The organism is Novosphingobium sp. BL-S-34, assembly GCF_056857015.1.
In genome coordinates, this window is the sequence record NZ_CM166473.1 from 1611151 (window position 1) to 1632832 (window position 21682).

Consider the following 21682-nt stretch of genomic DNA (forward strand, 5'->3'; position numbering starts at 1 on the left):
GTCTTATCCCATTCCTGCGAATTGACCTTGAACTGCGACAATTTACTGCGATTGTCACCCCAACATGACCAATGTAAAGCCATTCCCAGAGAATGGGCCGAAGGGGGATCGAATGTCATTTTCCGACCGGATTGGTCGTCTGCGCGAAGACAACGCCGCACCGCTGTATATCCAGCTCCAGCAGCTGATCCGCGATGCCATATCCGAAGGCGTGCTCAGTCAGACCGAGGCGATCCCGCCGGAACGCAACCTTGCCATCGAATACGATGTCTCGCGCATCACCGTGCGCAAGGCGATCGCCGGTCTGGTCGAGGAAGGCCTGCTGACGCGGCGGCGCGGTGCGGGAACGTTCGTGGCCTCTCGCGTGGAAAAGAGCTTTTCCAAGCTGACCTCGTTCAGCGAGGACATGGCCGCGCGCGGCAAGCGCGCGTCCAGCGCCTGGGTTTCGCGCATGACCGGCCCGGTCAATCCCGAGGAATCGATGGCACTGGGGCTTGCCCCCGGAAGCACCGTCCTGCGCTTCACCCGCATCCGCTATGCCGACGACGAGCCGCTCGCGCTCGAGATCTCGACGATTGCGGGATATTGCCTGGCCAGCCTCGATGTCGTGGGGGACTCGCTCTATGCCGCGCTGGAAAAGAGCGGCAACCGCCCGGTCCGGGCGCTCCAGCGGTTGCGCGCGGTGCCCTTCGGCGCCGAACACGCCAAGATGCTGGGCGTGGAATCCGGCCATGCCGGCCTGCTGATCGAACGGCACGGCTTCCTGCGCGACGGGCGCACGGTGGAATTCACCCGCTCCTATTACCGCGGCGATTCCTATGACTTCGTTGCCGAGTTGATCGAGGGTTCATGAAAAGACGCGAATTGCTGCTGCGCGGCGCCTCCACCGGCGCCGTCGCGACCCTGCTGCCTGCCCTTTCGACCTCAAGCCTTGCCGCGCCCACACCGCAATTCGGACCGGGCATGCCGGACGGGCTGCCGATGCCCCCGCCTCTTGCCGGACCATCGCCGCGCCTGCCGGAAACCGACCCCTCGCGCACCCTGCTCGAACGCGGCTGGCGCTTCCACGAGGGCGAGGTGGCGGTTGCCGAACCGGCCGATCACAATGCCACTTACCTCTCGGTGAAAGCCGGCAACGCGCGCGGCGCCGCGGCCCTCGCCTTCGACGATTCCGACTGGCAGGCGGTCGATCTCCCGCATGACTGGGCCATCGCGCAGGACGTGCGCGAAAGCGCCAATGTCTCGCAAGGCTACCGTCCGCGCGGCATCGGCTGGTATCGCCGCCTGTTGCGGCTGGACGAGAGCCAGAAGGGCCGCCGCCTCGAACTCCATTTCGACGGCATCGCCACGCATGCCACGATCTGGGTGAACGGCAGCGAAGTGGCGCATTCCTGGTCCGGCTACAGCAGCGTGATCGTCGATCTCACGCCCTTTGCCCGCTTCGGGGACGAGTTGAACTGGATCGCCGTGCGCGTCGACGCCACCGCGCGCGAGGGCTGGTGGTACGAAGGCGCGGGGCTCTACCGCCATGTCTGGCTGGTCAGCCGCCCGGCCGTGTCGATCGAGACGGACGGCGTCTATTGCGACCCGGTCCATCAGGATGACGGCACCTGGCTCGTGCCCGTCCAGGTCAGCCTGAGCAACGTCGGCGAGACCATGGCCGAGGCGGAAATATCGACGCGCCTGCTCGATCCCGATGGCCGGGAAATCCATCGCACGGGAGGCCGGGTCTCGGTTCCCCCGCTCGAACAGGCCCAGGTCGTCAACGGGTTCGATCCCGGCACGGTCAAGCTCTGGTCGCCCGACAGCCCGGTGCTCTACTGTATCGAAGTAGACCTGCTGCACGATGGCGAGGTGGTCGACACGCGCCGCCAGTTCATCGGTTTCCGCACCGTGCGCTTCGATCCCGCGCGCGGGATGGTGCTCAACGGCGTGGAGACCAAGCTCAAGGGCGTCTGCATCCACCAGGACCATACCGGCGTGGGCACGGCGATCCCGGATGCGCTGGCGCTCTGGCGCTTGCAGCGGCTGAAGGCGATGGGCTGCAACGCCATCCGCATGTCGCACAATGCCCCCGCCAAGGAAGTGCTGGACTGGTGCGACCGGCTGGGCTTCCTGGTCATGGGCGAGAACCGCCTGTTCAACCCCGCGCCGGACTATCTGGCGCAGCTCGAATGGATGGTGCGGCGCGACCGTAACCATCCCTCGATCGTGCTCTGGTCGGTGTTCAACGAGGAACCGATGCAGGGCACCCATGCCGGTGTCGAGATGGTGCGCCGCATGCGCGCCGCCGTGCGCAAGCTGGACAGGCAGCGGCCGGTGACGGCAGCGATGAACGGCTCGTTCTACAACCCCGAGAACGTCTCCTCGGTCGTCGATGTCATGGGCTTCAATTACTACCAGGGCGACTACGACAAGTTCCACGCCCTGCACCCCGACAAGCCGATCACCAGTTCCGAAGACACCAGCGCCTATGCAACGCGCGGCGCGTTCGAGAGCATCCCGGCGCAGCAGGTCATCACCTCGTTCGACAAGGAAGCCGCCTCCTGGGGCGCCACTCACCGCGACACCTGGAAGATGATCGCCGAGCGGCCTTACGTGGCCGGCGGCTTCGTCTGGACCGGCTTCGACTACCACGGCGAGCCTACGCCTTACGCCTGGCCCACGGTCAGCAGCTTCTTCGGCATCATGGACCTTTGCGGCTTCCCCAAGACCGCCTTCGGCATCCATTCGGCCCACTGGCGCGACGATGCCCCGGTGATCTGGCTGGCCCCGCACTGGACCTGGCCCGAATACGAAGCGCCGGGCCGCGAAGGGCAGACGCTGGAGGTCTTCGCGATCACCAATGCCGAAGCCATCGAACTGCGCCTGAACGGGGAAGTGATCGAGCGCGTCCCCGCGGCCGACCGCATCATGGGCCATACCTTCCAGGTGCCCTACCGCCCGGGCCGGATCGAGGCGCTGGCCCTGCGCAGCGGCAAGGTCGTGGCCCGTGCGGTCCACGAGACCACCGGCGCCCCCGTGGCGCTGCGCCTGACGCCCGCCCGACAGGCCCTGGCCAGCGACGGCGAGGATGTGCAGGCGATCACCGTGGACTGCGTCGACTCCAAGGGGCGCCACGTCCCCACCGCCAACCTGCCGGTGGACTTCACGATCTCCGGTGGGCGGATCATCGGCCTCGGCAACGGCAATCCCAACGACCATGCCAGCGAAAAGGGCAGCAAACGCGCGCTCTTCAACGGCCTGGCGCAAGTCATCGTCGAGGGTGATGCCAGCGGCCGCCGCCTGACGCTGGAGGCCAGCACCGCCGGCCTGCGTCCGGCCCGCCTCGCCCTGGCCCGCGCGCCGCGGGCGCCGCGCCCGCAAGTGCCGCCGGTGCCGGCCGAAATGCCGATCACCGACTGGCGCCGCTCTGCCAGTTTCGCGCAGAAGCCCGATCCCGCTTTCGCGCCGGTGGATGGCGACAACAATTCGTGGGACTTCGTGCGCTCCGGCATCGCCGCACCTGCCAGCAGCAGCGGCTGGCGCAGTTACCGCACCCGCTTCACGCCCTGGAGCAAAGTCGCGGGCGAAGGCGGCACGCTGCACTTCGCGCAGATCACGGGAGCGGCCGAAGTCTGGCTCGACGGCAAGCTCGTCGCCCGCAAGACGGACGCCGCACCGGCGCCCCTGAGCGCGCCCCTTTCCGCCGGCACCGGCGCGCGCACGCTGGTGGTCCTGATCGAGGCCGCGCAAGGCGCCGCCAGCGGTCTGACCGGCAGGGTCTACGTCTCCGCCTGATCCAGGCGCCGCCCTTTGATCGTCCGCCCATGACCCCGGAACCCCGGGAGCATGGGCGGCCGAAGCAAAGAGTCAGGCGGCAAGCCGGTCCAGATCGGCCGCAGCGAACAGCAAGTGGATCGCCGCAGCTTCAGTCCTGCCCAGGGCGCGGACGCCCGCGGCAGTAAGCGCGGGCGCGTCGATGGCGGCGGTATCCGCGAGTTCCACTCTCAGGCGATTGCCGTACCGGGCCGCACCGCGCAAGTTGGCCGCGCCGCCGAGAGCCTCGACCAGAGCTGCCGGAAGCGGCATCTGCTGTGCGCCCTGCGCAGCCCCCGCGGCGCGCGCGACTTGCGGCATGGGCGCAGGGCCCGCCGCTATGGCTTCCCGGATCTCCACCGAAACGATGTCGGCCACGGGGCCGAGGATCACCTGCAGCGCCTTGTCCGAAGGGCGGATCACTCCGCGCGCACCCAGCGCCTTGAGCCGCGCTTCGTCCACCGCGCCGTGATCGACGATGATGAGGCGCAGGCGCGTGGTGCAGGCGGAAACCTCCACCAGATTGCCGCTGCCGCCCAGCGCGGCGAGGTAGGCGCCGCCGCGCGTGTCGCCGGCCGGGTTCTCTCCGGCCGCCAGGGCCGAGGTCGGGGCCGGAGCCGCCACATCCTCGTCCTCGCGCCCGGGGGTCTTGAGGTCCAGCTTGCGGATGGCGAAAGCGAAGACGCCGTAATAGACCGCGAAATAGACCAGCCCCACCGGCAGCAGCAGCAGCGGGCGCGTCGCCTTGCCAAAGTTCAGGACATAGTCGAACAGGCCCGCCGAAAACCCGAAGCCCAGATGCATGCCAAGGGCATCGGTCAGCCACATCGAAAGGCCGGTCAGCACCGCGTGGATCGCGTAAAGCACAGGGGCGAGGAACATGAAGCTGAATTCGATGGGCTCGGTAACGCCGGTCAGCAGCGAGGTCAGGGCCAGGCTGAAGAACATGCCGCCCACCGCCTTGCGCCGCTCGGGCCGCGCCGCGCGGTACATCGCCAGGCAGGCCGCGGGCAGGCCGAACATCATGACCGGGAAGAAGCCGGTCATGAAGCTGCCGGCGGTCGGATCGCCCGCGAAGAAGCGGCGGATGTCGCCGTGGGCGCCGTTGTAGTCGCCAAACACGAACCAGAACAGGTTGTTGAAGACGTGATGGAGGCCCGTCACCAGTAGCAGGCGGTTGATCAGGCCGAACAGGAACAGGCCCGCTCCGCCCAGGCCGGTGATGCCGTGGCTGACGCCGTCGATCCCGGTGGCGATCGGCTGGAAGCCCAGACCGACCAGGCAGGCCAGCAGCAGGCCGGCCACGCCCGAGACGATCGGCACGAACCGGCGCCCGCCGAAGAAAGCGAGGTATTCCGGCAGCTTCATGCCCGAGAAGCGGTTGTAGAAATTGCCGCCGATCAGGCCCGAGACGATGCCGATCGGCACGTCGAGCCGCCCGATGGCTTGACTCTTGGCCGCCGCTACCGCCGCCGCGAAAGCATCCTTCGACAGCGCGGGATCGATCCCGGGCGGTACCGGCATGAGCACTTTGGCGCCTTCGGTAGCGACCAGGAAACAGACGATGCCTGCAAGGCAGGCCGCGCCATTGCCGTCGCGCGCATAGCCCGTGGCGACGCCGATGGAGAACAACAGGCCGAGGTGCGAAAACAGCGCATCGCCCGCCGCGCTCAGCAGCGCGATGTCGAGCAGATCGGGCTGGCCCAGCCGCAACAGCAGGCCCGCTACCGGCAGGACCGCGATCGGCAGCATGAGCGCACGGCCCAGCGGCTGCAATGTTTCGAGAACCCGCCTCATGCCCCCTGCTCCTTCAGAAATTCGCGTGACAATGCGCGCACCTCCCCGGCCGAGGCGCATTCCAGCGCCCGTGCCGCAAGCCCGCGGCAGTCCTCCAGGCTCAACGCCGAAACCAGCGCCTTGATATCGGGAACTTGCGCCGGCGTGGCGGACAGTTCCCCCACGCCGAGACCCAGCAGCAGCGGCACGGCCAGCGGGTCCGATGCCAGCGAGCCGCAAACGCCGGTCCAGCGGCCATGGCGCGCACCGCCTTCGCATGTAAGGCCGATCAGGCGCAGCACCGCCGGGTGCAGACCGTCGATGGCAGAGGCCACGGCCGCATTGCCGCGGTCCATGGCCAGGGCGTATTGGGTGAGATCGTTCGTGCCGACCGAGAGGAAATCGGCCTCTCGCGCCAGGATGTCCGCCGTGGCGGCGGCGGCGGGCGTTTCCACCATGATGCCCAGCGAAACCGGCCCCGCCAGTCCCAGTCGGGCCGCCACGCTTTCCACCACCGCCCGCACGGCGCGCAGTTCGGAAAGGCTCGCCACCATCGGCACCATGATCCGGCATTGCCCGGCCGGGCGCACCCGCAGGATCGCCTCGACCTGCGCTTCCAGCAAATCGGGATGAGCAAGGCCGACGCGAATGCCGCGCAGGCCCAGGGCCGGGTTTTCCTCCTGCGGCATCGGCAGGAAGGGCGCAGGCTTGTCGCCGCCGATATCCAGCAGGCGCACGATCAGCGGGCGGCCTTCCAGGGCATCGGCGATCGCCTGGTACGTTTCGCCCTGTTCAGCGGCGCTGGGCGCGCGGGGCTGATCCACGAACAGGAATTCGCTGCGCAGCAGACCGCATCCTTCGGCGCCGTTCGCCATGGCTTGCCGTGCATCGGCCAGCGAGCCGAGATTGGCGAAGACTTCAATGCGGTTGCCGTCTGCGGTGTGGCAGGGGCCGGTCGCTTCCAGCGCTGCGACGCGGCGCGCGGCCTGCGCGGCGATCTGCGCGCGAACGCCGTCGATCCGCGCCTGCGACGCGGCCGTCTCCAACCGGGCGGCGGCGGCATCGACCACCAGCGGCGCACCGTCCGCGATGTCGTCGAGCGCGGTACCCATCGCCACCAGCATCGGCACGCCAAGACCGGCCGCGAGGATGGCGACATGCGAGGTCGGGCCGCCGTTGATCAGGCAGATCGCGGCGAGACGCCCGGCATCGAGCGCCATGAGCTGCGAAGGCAGCAGGTCTTCGGCCAGAAGCACCGCCTCCTCGGGAAGCGCGAAGCCCGTGGCATCGCCGCCGCTCAGCCCCGCCAACACCTGCCGTTCCAGATCGCGCATGTCGTCCACCCGCTCGGCCAGTCGGGGATCGCCGGAACGCAGCAGGAGATCGACTTGCTCGCCGATGGCAAGCCGCCAGGCCGCCCCGGCGCTCTTGCCTTGTGCCATGGCTTCATGCGCGGCGGCGAGCAGGTCCTCGTCCTCCAGCATGACGGCATGGGCCGCGAGGATCGAGGCCGCATGCTGCGCCGCGCCTTCGCTCTCCCGCGCGATCTTTGCGCGCAAGGCCGCCAAGGCCTGGTCCAGCGCCGCGCGTTCGGTGGCAGGATCGCCGGAGCCTGCGGATACCGCGATCTCGCCCAGGCGGTAGTGGACCGCGCGGCCCACGGCCAGGCCCGGCGCGGCGACCACTCCGGCCACCGTACCATCAGCCGCAACCTGCGTGACGCGGCGCTGCACCGGCGCTGCGGCCGCGCGCACCGGCGGCGGGGCGGCTTGCTCGCCCTCTTCCGCCAGTTCGCCCATGCCGCCGGCGATCAGGGCGGCCAAGGCGTCGAGCACTTGGGCGGCCTGCGCGCCGCGCGCGTGAAGCGAAATCCGGTCGCCCAGCGCGATGCCCAGCGCCAGGACGCCCACGGGGCTGCGCAAGCTGGCGGACCTGCCCGCGATCTCCACGCGCACGGCCGCCTCGAACGAGGTCGCCACTTGCCGCAGACGTGCGGCCGGGCGGGCGTGGATGCCGTGGCGCAGCGGCACGAGCAGCTCGCGCACCAGTTCCCCGTCAGGTGTTTCGGACTGTTCCGCCCCGCCGTTCGCGGAAGCGGCCAGGCGGCGCAAGGTCATCACCGCCTCGCCCACCGCGACCGGGCCGGGCGCGCGCTTCCAGTCCAACGCCCATTCCTCGCCCGCCAACAGGAGCACCGGCGTCATCGCGCTCGGCGCGCCGGTCACCACGGCGTCGAGATCGAAGCGCACCAGCGGGTCGCCTGCCGCCACGGCCGCATCCGCCACCACCAGCGGCGTGAAACCACGTCCGGCCATGGCCACGGTATCGACGCCGAGGTGGACCAGCACTTCCGCGCCTTCTTCGAGGCGAAGGGTCACGGCATGGCCGGTCGCGGCGAGCGAGGCCACGATGCCCGCGCAAGGCGCATGAAGCATGGACCCTGTCGGATCGATGGCCACGCCATCGCCCACCATGCCCCCGGCAAAGACCGGATCGGGAATTTCATCGAGCGGCGCCAGCCAGCCTTCGAGCGGGGCAAGGATCGTGATCACGGCTTCACCGGACGGGCTGGTGCGGTCGGCGGTCATGGTATGGGCAACGGCGGCGGTCATCGGATTGGCTATTTCCCCGTGATCGGATCAGAATACCCGCTCGCCCGCGATCCAGGTCGCCAGCGGCGCCATGGCGCGGTCGAGTTGGACGAAGTCGGCGGTGCGTCCGGCGGCAATCGTGCCTCTTTCCGCGGCGATGCCCAGGAATTCGGCCGGTTGCACGGTGGCCATATCGACCGCCTGCGCCACCGAGAGGCCCGCCATGTCCACGGCATTGCGCACCGCGCCGGCCATGTCCAGCGAGGCACCCGCGAGCGTGCCGTCGGCGCCCACGCAGCGCCCATCCGCCACGGTGATCTCGCGGCCGTCGAGCGTGAAACGCTCAAGGTCCGAACCCACGCAGGGCATAGCGTCCGTGACCAGCACGAAACGGTCGAGCGGGCGGCTCGCCAATGCGATGCGCATGACGGCGGGATGGACATGGTAGCCGTCGGCGATCAGCCCGCACCAGGCCGAGCGATTCTCCAGCGCCGCGCCGACCACGCCGGGATTGCGATGGTGCAGCGCCGACATGGCATTGAACACGTGCGTCACGCCCGTCACGCCCATGCCGAAGGCCGCGCGCGCGGTCTCGTAATCGGCATCGGAGTGGCCCATCGCCAGCACGACTCCCGCCGCGATCAGCGCCCTTGCCTGATCGGCGTGGAGATATTCCGGCGCGATAGTGAAGAGCACGCGGCCCGCGCGGGGCCTGATGAGCAGGTCGACCATGGCGTCGTCCAGCTTGCGCAAGTTGCCCTCGGAATGGATGCCGCGCCGCTTCGCGTTGAGCACCGGCCCTTCGACGTGGATGCCGATGCAGCCGGGAACTCCCGCCGCAATGGCCTCGTCCGCGGCGTCGAGACCTCTCGCAATCACGTCGGGCGTGGCGCTGATGAGGGTGGGCAGCATCGCCGTCGTGCCGAACCGCGCGTGGGCGGCGGCGATCGCGGCGATACCTTCCGGGGTCGGCGCGTCGTTGAGCAGCACCCCGCCGCCGCCGTTCACCTGAACGTCGATGAAGCCCGGCAGCAGCCAGCCGCCGGCGAGATCGATGACTTCGTCGGCCTCATCGGGCGCGTGGCCCGCCGCGACCGCGGCGATGCGCCCCTGCTCCACGGTCACGACGGCATCCCGCGACCAGGCGCGGCCCAGGTAGACGTTGCCGTTGGCGAAGGCGATCTTCATCAGAGTGTCTCGGTGACCTTGCGCAAGTGGGCTGGATTGTCCGGGTCGAGCCCGCGTGCAAGCGAAACCGCGTTCACTTGCGGATAGAAGGCCTGGATCATCAGCAACGGTTCCAGCGCCGCATGGCCCGCAAGCGCGGCCAGCGTGCTCTCGGCAAAGGGCTGCGCGGCGTCTAGCAGAGTGACTTGCGCGCCGCGCCCCGCGAATTCACGGGCAGCCTCGCGCACGCTTTCGCCGCTGGCGTCCGAAGTGGCGAAGGCAATGATGGGGAAGCCCGCGTCGATGATCGTCATCGGGCCGTGGCGCACTTCGGCGGCGCTATAGGCCTCGGCGTGAAGCGCGCAGGTTTCCTTGAGCTTGAGCGCCCCTTCCTGCGCCACGGCAAAACCGTATCCGCGCGCGATCACGAAGAGATTGCTCGCCCCGGAAAGCCCTTCCACCAGATCGAAGGGTGCCGTGCGCGAAGCGATTTCCAGCCCCGCGGGCAGCCGTTGGAGCGCCGTGCCGAGCGCGGCATCGCCCGTCCACTGCGCCGTCAGCGCCGCCACCCCGGCCAGCGAGGCGATGAACGACTTGGTCGCGGCCACCGATTTTTCCGGGCCGGCGTGAAGCGGCAGCACCCAGTGCGCAAGGTCGGCCAGCGGCGCGGACGCGTCATTGACGAGCGCGACCACCCGCGCCCCGGCGCGGCGATGCGCCTCCACCGCGGCCAGCAGATCGGGGCTGCGGCCGCTTTGCGAGATCGCCAGGACGAGAACCCGCCCCGGCTGCATCTCCGCGCCGAACACGGAAGACACGCTGAGCGCGGAAGAGGAAACCGGGATGCCGGCCAGCGTCTCGATCAGGTACTTCGCATAAGTCGCGGCATTGTCGGACGAACCCCGCGCGCAAGTGACCACCACCGAGGGCGGATTGGCGCGCAGGTCCTCTGCCAGGGCGGCAAGGGCGGCGCGGTTGTTTTCCAGGAAACGGCGGACGGTCTCTGCAGCCTCGGCCGCTTCCCGGGCCATGAGGGAGGTCGAAGGGCTTGCGGTGTCAGTCAGCATCTTTGGGGGACTCTCCTGCGCATCGTCGCCGGCCGACCATGAAGTCGAGCCGGAAGCGACGGCCTACCAATCTGGTATAAGTTCTATATTGGTATTCCCGAAGTCCGATCGATGCGCAAACTGTTTTGCACCGGCTCCGACCGTTTTCTTCACGTCTCCCAGTAGAGCACCGGTTTTCCGGCCCCGCTCACCCCCATCACGTCCGTTCGATAGCGCGTTTCAACCGGGCCACTTGCGCAGGACTGGTCAGCGCCCTTGGCCCCTTCTGAAACCCCAGTTCCTCCAGCCGCGCACCGCCGGAACCTGACTCCCCCGGCGTGCGGCAAGAGGCGTGAAACTCCGCGATTCCAGCGGAGCGAAGCGCGGGAACGGCCTCTGGAGACACCCCCGCGCCGGCCAGGATGACGATCCGACCCGCCGCCAGTTCCTGCAGGTGCGCCAGCATGGCCACACCGTCAGGCGCCCGGACGGCCCCGCCCGAAGTCAGGATCCGATCGAAGCCCAGGGCCACGGCCTGCTCCAGACCCGCCTCCATGTCGTCCAGCAGATCGAAGACCCGGTGCAGGGTGAGGGAAAGCCGAGCCCCGCGCGCGCTGCCGGCGCGCCGTGCATGGTCGATCCACGCGCCCAGAACCGCAAGGTCCAGACCCTGCGCCGACCCGGCGCCGATCACGACGCCGGCCAGCCCGGCCTGCGCCGCCAGATCAATATCGCCTATCACCTGGCCGACTTCCTGCCCATCATAGACGAAGTCGCCCTCACGCGGGCGGCAGAGCATGTGGACCGGGATCGGCGCGGCCGCTGCAAGGTGGACCAGCGATTGCGCAGGCGTCAGACCGCCCAGGGCGAGCCCGCTGCAAAGCTCGATGCGGTCTCCGCCGCCGGCAACCGCCGCGGCAATGCCCGCGGCATCTTCGACACAGACTTCAAGCACTTCGCCGCTTCCTCATGACGCTACGCCCCGCGATTTTCTCCGGGGCGATTCGGTTGCCGACGAATTGGACATAGTTTGGCCTTTCGCACTACCCCATCCCGCGCCGACTGCTTGAGCGCTTCACCGCTTGGGCAACAGCGCCCACCAGCGCTTGCCACGTATTTCCGCGGTTTAGCGCGCCACGGCCACCATTGCCCGATGACGAGAAAATTTCCGATAGACATCAGGATCTATTTTGGTGACATTCAACCATGACATTGGAATGATATTGGCATTGTCACAGGAAATAATCGGCGCGCATTCCTCACAAAATAGATGCTGAAGCGCGCGGACAGGTTCGGGCCATGAGGGAAACAATGATGAAATTCGCACGCGCGACTTTGCTGGCCACCGGCGCCACCGTGACATTCGCCGCCCCTGCGTTTGCCCAGGACGGCCAGCAGCCGGCAGCTCCGGAAGACGCGGGCGCCATCGTCGTGACCGGCATCCGTGACGCGCTGACCAATGCCATCAACGTGAAGCGCAATGCCGATGCGGTCGTGGACGTCATCACCGCCGAAGGCATCGGCAAGTTTCCCGACCGCAACGTCGCGGAATCGCTGTCGCACATTCCCGGCGTCAGCGTCGACCGGCAGTTCGGCATCGGCGAGCGCGTCTCCATCCAGGGCACCGATCCCGCGCTCAACCGCGTCCTGATCGACGGCCATTCCATCGCTTCGGCCGACTGGGGCGGCAATGCCGGCGATGTGACCGGGCGCACGTTCAACTATTCCCTGCTCGCGCCGGAAATCGTCTCGCAGATCGAGGTGTTCAAGTCGCCCGAACCGCGCATCGACGACGGCTCGCTGGGCGGCACCGTGATCGTGCGCACCCGCAAGCCTCTGGACCTCGACAAGAACACCATCAACGGCTCGATCGGCTACGGCTACAACGACCGCTCCGAAATCGGCAATCCGCGCGGCTCGCTGCTCTATAGCTGGAAGAACGACAGCGCGACCTTCGGCATTCTCGTCGCTGGAACTTACGACAAGGACTCGCTGGCCCGCGCGGGCGTCGAATACTTCGGCTACAACAGCGGTTCCGACTTCACCTCGACCGATGCGGCCGGGAACGTCACGCTCAACAACCCCGATGCCGTGCTGACCGGCGGCACCGCGGCGGACCTCGCCGCTGCGCGCTATCCCTATGGCATCAACCATGCCTACTTCAAGCAGACGCGCGAGCGCATCGGCGGCCAGTTCGCCGTGCAGTGGGCGCCGAGCGACCGCCTCGAATTCGACCTGACCGGCCTTCACATCGAAGGCACCTACAACAACTTCAGCCAGTCCCAGTACGTCGTACCCACCTGGGCCGCCGGGGCGCTGCAATCGGCGACGATCTCGAACGGCCTCGTCACTAACGCCTCCTTTGGCGCGACCGACCTGCCCTCCACCAGTTCGCAGCTGGACATGAACTACCGCAAGACCAAAGTGCGGACGGACAGCTACAACCTCGCCTCCACCTGGAAGGCGAACGACAGCCTGACTCTTTCCGGCAATGTGGGCTGGACCAAGGCCACGGGCGGCACCGATCCCGAATACCTGATGAACCTCCAGTCCAACATGCCCTTCAGCTACAGCTACGGGCAGAACCAGACTGCAGTGACGTATTCCACCGCGCCCACCGATCCGACGGCCTTCTTCCGCTCGGACCTGCGGCCTGTCACCCTGCCCGATGGCAGCACGGTGCAAGCCTACCAGATCGGCGGCATCGCCACGTCCCGCCAGCGCGACAAGGAAACCTACGGTCAGCTTGACGCCAAGTGGGACGTCGAGGACGGCTTCTTCAAGTCCGTGCGCATGGGCGTGAAGGCATCCGACCACGTCAACAGCCTGAGGGCCACCGGCTCCCAGGTCTATCTGACCGATCCGATCAGCCTGGCGGACTACGACTACACGCTCACGCCCTCGGGCCTGTTCAAGGGCCTGGGCTCCGGCGGCAACGCCAACCAGTTCGCCACCTTGCGCAGCGGAGACGTGATCGACACGCTGGAAAACGGCCTCTACGTCGACACCGGCCTTGACGAGGGCACTTCGTTCAAGGTGCACGAGAAGTCGGCCGCGGCTTACGTCCAGCTGGACTTCGAGACCGGGCCGATCCGCGGCAACCTGGGCTACCGCGCGGTCTATACCCAGGACGTCTCGGACTATTACCTCTACACCGCGGAGAGCGACAGCTATTCGCCGGCCCGTGCGAAGAACGACTATCTCAAGGGCCTGCCCAGCATCAACGTGAGCTGGGACGTCAACGACCAGATCAAGGTCCGCGGCTCGATCGCCAAGGTCATCGCCCGTCCCCGCTACGGCCAGCTCGCCGGCGCCTTCAGCCGCAACGACACGCAGCTGACAGCCAGCGGCGGCAACACCGACCTCAAGCCTTATGCCTCGACGAACTACGAGCTTTCGGCCGAATGGTACTTCGGCCACAGCGCGCTGCTTTCGGCCGAATATTTCCGCCGCGAGATCTCATCCTACATCGTCACCACCACCAGCCAGCAGGTGCTGTTCAACAACCTGACCCAGCAGAACGAGACCTATATCGTCTCCAGCCCGGTCAACGCCTCGAACGCCACCGTCAACGGCGTGTCGCTGGGCTTCCAGACCCCGATCTGGGGCGGCTTCGGCATCCTGACCAACTACACTTTCGCCGATGCCAAGGGCGGCACGGGCGAAAACGGCGCAGTGCTGAACCTGCCCTATCTCTCGAAGCATACGATCAACGTGATCCCCTACTTCGAGAAGGGCCCGTTCCAGGCCCGCGTCAGCTGGAACTGGCGCAGCCACTACTTCACCGGCATCGGCCGCCTGGACTCGGTGGATTCGACCGACGGCTATCACCAGCTGGATGCATCGATCTCCTACAAGATCAACGACCACTTCACGGTCCAGGCCAACGCGCAGAACCTGCTCGATTCGACATATTATTCCTACAGTGGCAGCAAGAGCGCGCCGACGGCCTTCTACAAGAACGGGCGCGTCTTCGCCGCGACCGCCCAGTTCAGCTTCTAAGTCCCGTGCAAAAGCGTGCAGGTCCCTCTCCTCCTCCTTGAGACCTGCAGGCACACGGGCCGGCGCCTGTCCACGGGCTTGACCCGGTGGACAGGCGCCGCCCTTTTCGGGTCGTAACGGCCTTTGAAAGTTGAATGGATGCCTGAATGACCGCGCTTTCCCGCCGCCGCCTGATGTCCGGATCCTGCCGCCTCGCGCTGCTGGCCGCCGCCGTTCCCGCCGCACCGGCGCGGCTTCTGGCCGCCGAGGCGGAGCCGGCCGCGAAAGCCGATCCCTTCATCGGCACCGGCGGTGATGGTCATACTTTCCCCGGCGCCACCCTGCCTTTCGGCATGGTGCAGTTGAGCCCGGATACCGATACCGCGCGCTGGGACACCTGCTCGGGCTATCATCACGGCGACGCCTCGCTGCTGGGCTTTTCGCATACCCATCTGTCCGGCACCGGCATCGGCGACATGCTGGACGTGCTCGTCATGCCCTGCCGCGGCGAAGTGCGCCTCCGGCCGGGACCGCTCGACCGCCCGGACGAAGGCTATCGCCTGCGCTACAGCGACGAGGCGGCGGAGCCCGGCTATTACCGCGTACAGCTGGAAAACGGCGTCGCCAGCGAACTGACCGCAACGCTGCGCACCGGCATCCAGCGCCATGTCTATCCCGCCGATGGCAGCGGCGGGCATCTGCTGATCGACCTCTCGCACCTCGTGCTGGATTCCTCGGACAAGCATCCGCTGATCGACGATGCGGAACTCGCCCTGGATGCGGACGGCACGCTCACCGGGCAGCGGCGGGTGTTTCGCTGGGCCAAGGGGCGGCGCATCCACTTCGCCATGCAGTTCTCGCGCCCGCCGAGCCGCATCGATTTCTTCGGTGACGACGATGCCCCGCAAGCCCCGGGCAGCGCGCAAGTGAAGGGCCGGCGCCTGAAGGCCGCGGTCCATTTCGACGATGCCGGCAGCGCGCCCATCGTCGTGCGCACGGCCGTCTCGGCCGTGGATGTCGCGGGCGCCCGCGCGAACCTGGCGGCGGAAGCGACACACTTCGACTTCGACCTCTATCGCCAGGCCGCTGCCCGCGCCTGGGCCGGCGAACTGTCCCATGTCTCGGTGACGGGCGGCAGCGCGGAACAGCGCACGATCATGGCCACCGCGCTCTATCACGCCGCCATCGGGCCTACGCTGTTCTCGGACGTGGACGGCCGGACCATGGGGCTTGATCGCAAGGTGCACCAGTTGGCGCCCGGCGAGACGGCCTATAGCGCCTATTCGCTATGGGACACCTATCGCGCCTTCCATCCCCTGCAGACCTTGCTGCGCCCGGCGCGGGTCGGGGAATTCGTGGCCGACCTCGTTCGCCAGACGCAGCAGAGCCCCTATGGCCCGCCCGTCTGGCCGCTCCAGGGCGTGGAGACCGGCTGCATGATGGGCTGGCATGCGGTGCCGGTACTGGCCGAAGCCATGGCCAAGGGCATTCCCGGAGACTACGCCGCCGCCTGGCCGAACATCCGCCGCCGTTCGTTCGACTTCACCATGCCCGTGCTCGACAATGCGCGCGGCATCCCGGACTACGACGCCAAGGGCTATGTCCCGGCGGACAAGGTGTTCGAAAGCGTGAGCCGCACGCTCGAATATGCCTATGACGACTATGCCGCCGCCCGGATCGCCCGGGCAGCGGGCGCCGCGGACGACGCCGCACGGCTGAAGGCGCGCTCCGGCAACTGGAAGAACGTGTTCGACACCGCCACCGGTTTCGCCCGGCCACGGCTGGACAACGGCGCCTGGACCGAACCTTACGATCCGGTGGAACTCGGCCATTCGGACAAGTGGCGCGACTTTACCGAAAGCAACGGCTGGCAGGCGACCTTCCTCAACCAGCACGACGTCCACGGCCTTGCCGAGGCGATGGGCGGTCCGGCCGCGCTGGAGGCCAAGCTCGATGCCTTCTTCAACGCGCCTTCCACGCTGCCCAGGAACGCACCGCCGGACATCAGCGGCATGGTCGGCCAATATGCCCATGGCAACGAACCCTCGCACCACGTCGCCTACCTCTATGCCTGGACGGGCGCGCACTGGAAGACGCAGGCCATGGTTCGCCGCCTGCTCGCGCTCATGTACCGCGCCCGACCGGCAGGCGTGATCGGCAACGACGATTGCGGGCAGATGAGCGCGTGGTACGTGCTTTCGGCGCTGGGGTTCTATCCGGTCGATCCCGTCAGCGGCGTCTATATCTTCGGCAGCCCGCTGTTCGAGGAAGCGCGCGTCAGGCTGGGCAACGGCCGCGAACTGATCGTGAGCGCACCGGGCAACCGCTCGGACCGGCCCTATTACGGCCGGGTGGAGTGGAACGGCAAGTCGCTCGACCGCTGCTGGATCCGCCACGAGGAGTTGATGAAGGGTGGCCGCCTGACATTCCACATGCAGAACGTGCCCGAGCTTTCGTTCGGACAGCGCCTGCAGAGCCGTCCTCCCCGCCAGGAATGATGGCCCTCCGGGACTGAGGGCCGCCTGCACTTTGCCCCCTCATTGCCGCCGCCGGACTGGATCCCGGCGGCGGCACGGGCGCGCGTTTCCATGCAGGTGGCAGCACGCAAGGTGTTTCGGAAAAAAGGAAAACTTAACCGCGCCGAGCAGGCGATGGCTCGGCGCGGCGCTTCGCGTTCTGGCGTTTGCGTGAGACCAATTAGCGACATATTTCGCCAAATTACGGAAAAATATAATGCCAATTTGATTTTTGGAATTGAATTTATTTAATACCTATGACAGCTCTGTTGCAGGACAGGCTTTGGGAAGGGCCTGCCGGTTTCAGCCGCCGAAAAGGGAAGCGGCGGTATTGGCTGAGGAACTGGGCATGGGAATCTCGCGTCGCGATACCTTGGGCATGGCCCTGGCCGGAGCCGCCGTGGCTGGACCGGCGCGCGCGGCCGCACCGTCGAACGAAAGCGACAGCCCGGCCCTCGTGGTTTCCACATGGGACTTCGGCGCCGCGGCAAATGCGGCCGCCTATGGCCGCTGGAAGGCCGGCGGAACGCTGATCGACGCGGTCGAGGCCGGCGCGCAAGTGCCGGAGGCGGACCTTTCCAACCACTCCGTGGGCATGGGCGGCTATCCGGACCGGGACGGCCATGTCACGCTGGACGCCATCATCATGGACGACCGCGGCCACGCCGGCGCCGTCGCCGCGCTGGAAGGTTACGTCCACGCCATTTCGGTCGCCCGGCGGGTGATGGAGCGTACGCCGCACACGATGCTGGTGGGCGAAGGCGCTGCGCAATTCGCGCGCGAACAGGGCTTCGCGGCGCAGGACCTGCTCACTCCCGAGGCGGAAGCCGCCTGGAAGGAATGGCTCAGGACGGCCGAATACAAACCCGTCGCCAATATCGAGAACCAGCGCGGTTCCAAGCTGGACCATGACACGATTGGTATTCTCGCGCGCAGCCCGGAGGGACGGCTGGCGGGCGCCTGCACGACCTCCGGCATGGCCTACAAGCTGCGCGGCCGGGTCGGCGATTCCCCGCAATCGGGCTGCGGACTGCTGGTGGAGCCGGGTATCGGCGCCGCCACGGCCACGGGCGTGGGCGAGGAAGTGACGCGCATCGCAGGGGCGGCCCGCGTGGTCGGCTCGATGCGGATGGGCATGTCGGCGATGGCCGCATGCCGCGAAGCCGTCGAACATATCGTCAAGCTGCGGGGGGACGCCGTGAAGGACGCCCAGGTCGCATTCCTGGCGATCGACAAGGACGGCCGCGTCGGTGCTTTCGCCATCCAGCCCGGATTCACTTACGCGGTGACGGACGCCGCCGGTCGCACGGCCGTCCACCCGTCGGACAGCCTGCGCCGCGCCTGACCGCGCCGACCTGGAATCGATCGATAACGCAAGAGGAAATGCCGGCAACGACCGGGCACCAACAAATCCGGTCGATAGCGACCGGGGACCGACAAGTCCGGTCGATAACGACCGGTAGGCGACAAGGCCGACCTGCACACGGCGGCCCATCACTTCAGGGAAAAAGGGTTCTCGAATGAGGAAGATCACCAGGATACTCTTGGCCACCACCTGCATGGCCGGTCTGGCCACGCCGGCCATGGCGCAGGATGCGGCACCGGCCGAGGCAGCCGATAGCGCGGGCGGTTCGGCAGGCTCGATCGTCGTCACGGGTTCGCGCATCAACCGCCCGAACTCCACGGCCGCCGCGCCGATCACTTCCGTCACCAACGACGCGATCCGCGCCCAGGCCGCCGTCAACATCGAGGAAGTGCTCAACCGCATTCCGCAGATCGCGCCGGACAGCCAGCAGAACTACTCGGATTCCGACGGCCGCCAGCGCATCAAGCTGCGCAACCTCGGCTTCGAACGCACCCTGACCCTGATCGACGGCAAGCGCGTGGGCACCATGAACGGCGTGGACGCCAACATGATCCCGACCTCGCTCATCAAGCGCGTCGACGTGCTGACCGGCGGTGCTTCCGCCGTCTACGGTTCGGATGCGGTCGCCGGCGTCGTCAACTTCATCATGGATGACGATTTCGAAGGCATCCAGCTCAACGGCAACTACAACTTCTACCTGCACAAGAACAAGCGCACGCTGATTTCGGACGTCGCCAGCCAGTACGGCTTCGACCAGCCGGCGCGCGGCAACGCGATCGACGGCGGCCGTTCCGATATCTCGCTCACGGTCGGCAAGAAGCTGTTCGACGGCCGCTTCCACATCAGCGGCTACGTGAACTATCGCGAAGCGGCGCTGGTGCCGTTCACCGCGCGCGAGACGGCAGGTTGCGAACTCATTCAGACCGGCAAGGACGGCCCGCTGGGGTGCACGACCTCGACGTATACGCCCTATGGCTACATTTCGCCCCGTTCGGGCGCTGCCAACGGCCAGCAGTTCGTCAACAATCCGGACGGCTCCGGCACGCTCCTGCCTTATGGCGACGCCTATGCCGCCAATCCCTATGACGGTTACTCCTTCCAGCGCGCCAACAAGCGCTGGAATGCGGGCGGCTTCACGTCCTTCGAACTGTCCGACGCCGCCGAACTCTACGGCAGCGTCATGTGGTTCCGCGACAGCTCGTCCAATCCCTATCCGGCGCGCGTGCTGAATTCCGAAACTTATGGCGAAGGCACGACATACTTCGTCAACTGCAACAATCCGCTGATGTCGGCCTCGCAGGCGCAGACCATCTGTGGTGCCGATGCAGGCACGGGTATGCTCGCCCCGCTCGACGTGCGCTATCGCTTCAACAATGCGCGGCCGGTCTCCGATTCCTACCTCAACCTGGGCCTGCGCGCGACCGCCGGCGTGCGCGGCCAGTTCGCACAGGGCTGGAGCTACGATGTGGGCGGCGTCTACGCCCGCAACCGCATGGACACCACCTGGGGCCGCCCCAACTACGACCGTGTCAACAACGCCCTCAATGTCGTCAGCGTCAACGGTCAGCTGCAGTGCGCTGCCGGCTCGGCCGATGGCTGCCTTCCCTTCGACGCCTTCAGCGCCAACTCGGCCACCAACGGCCAGGCCCTGTTGGATTACCTGACCGAGTTCGGCACCAGCACCACGATCAACACCCTCTATAACGCGGTTGCCACCGTACAGGGCGACCTGGGCACTTACGGCATCCAGTCGCCCTGGGCCGATCAGGGCGTGGCCATCGCGATCGGCGCCGAGTTCCGCGAGGACAAGCTGAAGAGCTACGCGGACGATGTCTGGCGCAAGAACTGGGGCGGATCGAACAGCAACCTTTCCCAGAATGCCTGGGAAGGCAACGTCGAAGTTCAGGTTCCGATCGTAGAGCACAAGCCCTTCGCCGAACTGCTGCAGTTCAACGGCGCGTTCCGTCTGTCGAAGTACAGCTCCAACCCGGACACCTTCTCCACCTGGAAGGCCGAAGCGATCTGGTCGCCGATTTCGGACATCACCTTCCGCGGCTCGATCAACAAGGCCCAGCGCGCGCCGACCGTGGTGGAAGCCTACCAGGGCTCCAACATCAGCTACGACCGGATCACGCCGACCTACAACGACATCTGCGCGCCGACGGTCACTTACACCACCGGCGCCAACGGCCAGCAGGTACCCGTCTACGGCGCCCCGGCCGCCTCTCGTGAAGTCTGCGCCGCCACCGGTCTGGCGGACAGCCTCTACGGCAGCCCGACCCTGGTCTGCCCGACCGACGTCGGCTGCACCGTTCGCTCGGGCGGCTACACGGTCAACCCGGAAACGGCCTACACCAAGACCTTCGGCGTCGTGCTCAAGCCCTCGTTCGTGCCCGGCCTGGTCGTCTCGGTCGATCGCTTCCTGATCGATCTCGACGATTCCATCGGCTACAACAACTACGACTACTTCTCGAACGGCTGCCTCCAGACCGGCAGCGAGTTCTTCTGCTCGATGTTCGTGCGCAATGCCGACGGCACGCTGTCCAGCAACCCCAGCACCAACCCGACCAGCGGCTACATTCGCGGCGGCACGACCAACTACTACAAGAGCAAGTCGCACGGCTGGGACTTCCAGGGCCAGTATTCCACGGGTCTCGGCAAGTACGGCACGCTGGCGCTGGACTTCGCAGGCTCGCTGACCACTTTGGCCGGCGGCCAGGACTCACCGATCCTGCCGAAGTACAACTGCGCCGGATACTACGGCGGCACTTGCGGCCAGCTGATCCCCAAGTGGACGCACTCGCTGCGCGCCACGTACACGACCGAGGATCGCTTCTTCAACGCCTCGTTCAACTGGCGCTATGTCGGCCCGCTGACCAACGTCAGCAACTCGAACGATCCGGCACTGGGTGGGAACGCCGATACCGAGCGTGAGACGTTCTACCGCATCGGCGCGCAGAACTACTTCGACCTGGCGCTGACGTTCCGCGTGAACGAGGCGTTCTCGCTCCGCATGTCGGCGAACAACATCTTCGACAAGCTGCCGCCGCTGCTGCCGAACTCCTACGGCTACGGCCTGTCGCGCAGCAACACGCTGTCGGCACGCTATGACTCGCTGGGCCGCCAGCTCGCGATCGGCGCCACGGTCAACTTCTGACCGGCAAGACGCAGGAACGAACCGGAGCCCGCCGCCGCGGGTTCCGGTTTTCCCCGCGCTGCATCGAAGCAGGAAGCATCATGAGGAAGCGTCATGACAGGCGATAAAGCCACCACGGCCCCGCCGCGCCCTTCGCCGCATGGGAAGGAACCGGTTTCGGCCGGGAATCCGGAGCCAGTATCGCCGGTGCAGGACGAACGGCAGGGCACTGCGGATGCTCCGCCCGCAAGGCGCAAGACACTCCAGGCGGTCGCCGGCTTCGATCCCGACTTCTGACCGCGCAA

General features: G+C 67.1%; 13 protein-coding genes. 8 read left to right on the forward strand and 5 right to left on the reverse strand.

Features of this window, described 5'->3' with window-relative positions; genetic code table 11:
• The first annotated feature begins 112 nt into the window (after nucleotides 1–112).
• Both AC1VV3_RS20935 and galA read left to right on the forward strand, forming a co-directional pair.
• Nucleotides 113–853, forward strand: a complete 741-nt coding sequence (locus AC1VV3_RS20935; RefSeq protein ID WP_132267313.1) for a GntR family transcriptional regulator — start codon at nucleotides 113–115, stop codon at nucleotides 851–853.
• On the forward strand, nucleotides 850–3780 hold the full coding sequence (gene galA, locus AC1VV3_RS20940) for a beta-galactosidase GalA (RefSeq protein WP_482962371.1): 2931 nt from the start codon (nucleotides 850–852) through the stop codon (nucleotides 3778–3780). Before AC1VV3_RS20935 ends, galA begins: the two co-directional genes overlap by 4 nt.
• A 72-nt stretch (nucleotides 3781–3852) precedes the next feature.
• Here galA and nagE read toward each other — a convergent pair whose 3' ends face one another.
• From nagE to AC1VV3_RS20965, 5 genes are all read right to left on the reverse strand, one after another.
• Nucleotides 3853–5595: an N-acetylglucosamine-specific PTS transporter subunit IIBC gene (nagE, locus tag AC1VV3_RS20945; RefSeq protein ID WP_482962372.1), complete on the reverse strand. Its 1743-nt coding sequence runs from the start codon at nucleotides 5593–5595 to the stop codon at nucleotides 3853–3855.
• On the reverse strand, nucleotides 5592–8186 hold the full coding sequence (gene ptsP, locus AC1VV3_RS20950; protein WP_482962373.1) for a phosphoenolpyruvate--protein phosphotransferase: 2595 nt from the start codon (nucleotides 8184–8186) through the stop codon (nucleotides 5592–5594). Before ptsP ends, nagE begins: the two co-directional genes overlap by 4 nt.
• 27 nt (nucleotides 8187–8213) lie before the next feature.
• Nucleotides 8214–9356 (reverse strand): N-acetylglucosamine-6-phosphate deacetylase, encoded by a 1143-nt coding sequence (nagA, locus tag AC1VV3_RS20955; RefSeq protein WP_482963171.1) that lies wholly within the window; start codon nucleotides 9354–9356, stop codon nucleotides 8214–8216.
• Entirely contained in the window at nucleotides 9353–10399 is a 1047-nt protein-coding gene (locus tag AC1VV3_RS20960) for an SIS domain-containing protein (protein ID WP_482962374.1), read from the reverse strand. The genes nagA and AC1VV3_RS20960 overlap by 4 nt, the downstream gene beginning before the upstream one ends.
• Before the next feature lie 196 nt (nucleotides 10400–10595).
• Nucleotides 10596–11333 (reverse strand): copper homeostasis protein CutC, encoded by a 738-nt coding sequence (locus AC1VV3_RS20965; RefSeq protein WP_482962375.1) that lies wholly within the window; start codon nucleotides 11331–11333, stop codon nucleotides 10596–10598.
• 359 nt (nucleotides 11334–11692) lie between these two features.
• Here AC1VV3_RS20965 and AC1VV3_RS20970 point away from each other — a divergent pair, with 359 nt between their 5' ends.
• From AC1VV3_RS20970 to AC1VV3_RS20995, 6 genes are all read left to right on the forward strand, one after another.
• Complete coding sequence (locus AC1VV3_RS20970) at nucleotides 11693–14380, forward strand: TonB-dependent receptor (protein ID WP_134093513.1); 2688 nt, start codon at nucleotides 11693–11695, stop codon at nucleotides 14378–14380.
• Between the two features lie 146 nt (nucleotides 14381–14526).
• A complete protein-coding gene (locus AC1VV3_RS20975; protein WP_482962376.1) occupies nucleotides 14527–16857 on the forward strand; it encodes a GH92 family glycosyl hydrolase in 2331 nt (776 codons plus the stop codon).
• Between the two features lie 42 nt (nucleotides 16858–16899).
• Nucleotides 16900–17127, forward strand: coding sequence for a hypothetical protein (locus AC1VV3_RS20980; protein ID WP_482962377.1), 228 nt, complete (start codon nucleotides 16900–16902; stop codon nucleotides 17125–17127).
• Between the two features lie 97 nt (nucleotides 17128–17224).
• Nucleotides 17225–18220, forward strand: a complete 996-nt coding sequence (locus AC1VV3_RS20985; protein WP_482962378.1) for a glycosylasparaginase — start codon at nucleotides 17225–17227, stop codon at nucleotides 18218–18220.
• 175 nt (nucleotides 18221–18395) lie between these two features.
• Nucleotides 18396–21398, forward strand: coding sequence for a TonB-dependent receptor domain-containing protein (locus tag AC1VV3_RS20990; protein ID WP_482962379.1), 3003 nt, complete (start codon nucleotides 18396–18398; stop codon nucleotides 21396–21398).
• A 93-nt stretch (nucleotides 21399–21491) separates the two neighbouring features.
• Entirely contained in the window at nucleotides 21492–21674 is a 183-nt protein-coding gene (locus AC1VV3_RS20995) for a hypothetical protein (protein WP_482962380.1), read from the forward strand.
• Nucleotides 21675–21682 lie beyond the last annotated feature (8 nt).

Bases quoted from the DNA above. Each gene is read 5' to 3' on its own strand.
- AC1VV3_RS20935 (WP_132267313.1), top strand. From the start codon at position 113: ATGTCATTTTCCGACCGGATTGGTCGTCTGCGCGAAGACAACGCCGCA.
- galA (WP_482962371.1), top strand. From the start codon at position 850: ATGAAAAGACGCGAATTGCTGCTGCGCGGCGCCTCCACCGGCGCCGTC.
- nagE (WP_482962372.1), bottom strand. From the start codon at position 5,595: ATGAGGCGGGTTCTCGAAACATTGCAGCCGCTGGGCCGTGCGCTCATG.
- ptsP (WP_482962373.1), bottom strand. From the start codon at position 8,186: ATGACCGCCGCCGTTGCCCATACCATGACCGCCGACCGCACCAGCCCG.
- AC1VV3_RS20960 (WP_482962374.1), bottom strand. From the start codon at position 10,399: ATGCTGACTGACACCGCAAGCCCTTCGACCTCCCTCATGGCCCGGGAA.
- AC1VV3_RS20970 (WP_134093513.1), top strand. From the start codon at position 11,693: ATGAAATTCGCACGCGCGACTTTGCTGGCCACCGGCGCCACCGTGACA.
- AC1VV3_RS20975 (WP_482962376.1), top strand. From the start codon at position 14,527: ATGACCGCGCTTTCCCGCCGCCGCCTGATGTCCGGATCCTGCCGCCTC.
- AC1VV3_RS20985 (WP_482962378.1), top strand. From the start codon at position 17,225: ATGGGAATCTCGCGTCGCGATACCTTGGGCATGGCCCTGGCCGGAGCC.
- AC1VV3_RS20990 (WP_482962379.1), top strand. From the start codon at position 18,396: ATGAGGAAGATCACCAGGATACTCTTGGCCACCACCTGCATGGCCGGT.
- AC1VV3_RS20995 (WP_482962380.1), top strand. From the start codon at position 21,492: ATGACAGGCGATAAAGCCACCACGGCCCCGCCGCGCCCTTCGCCGCAT.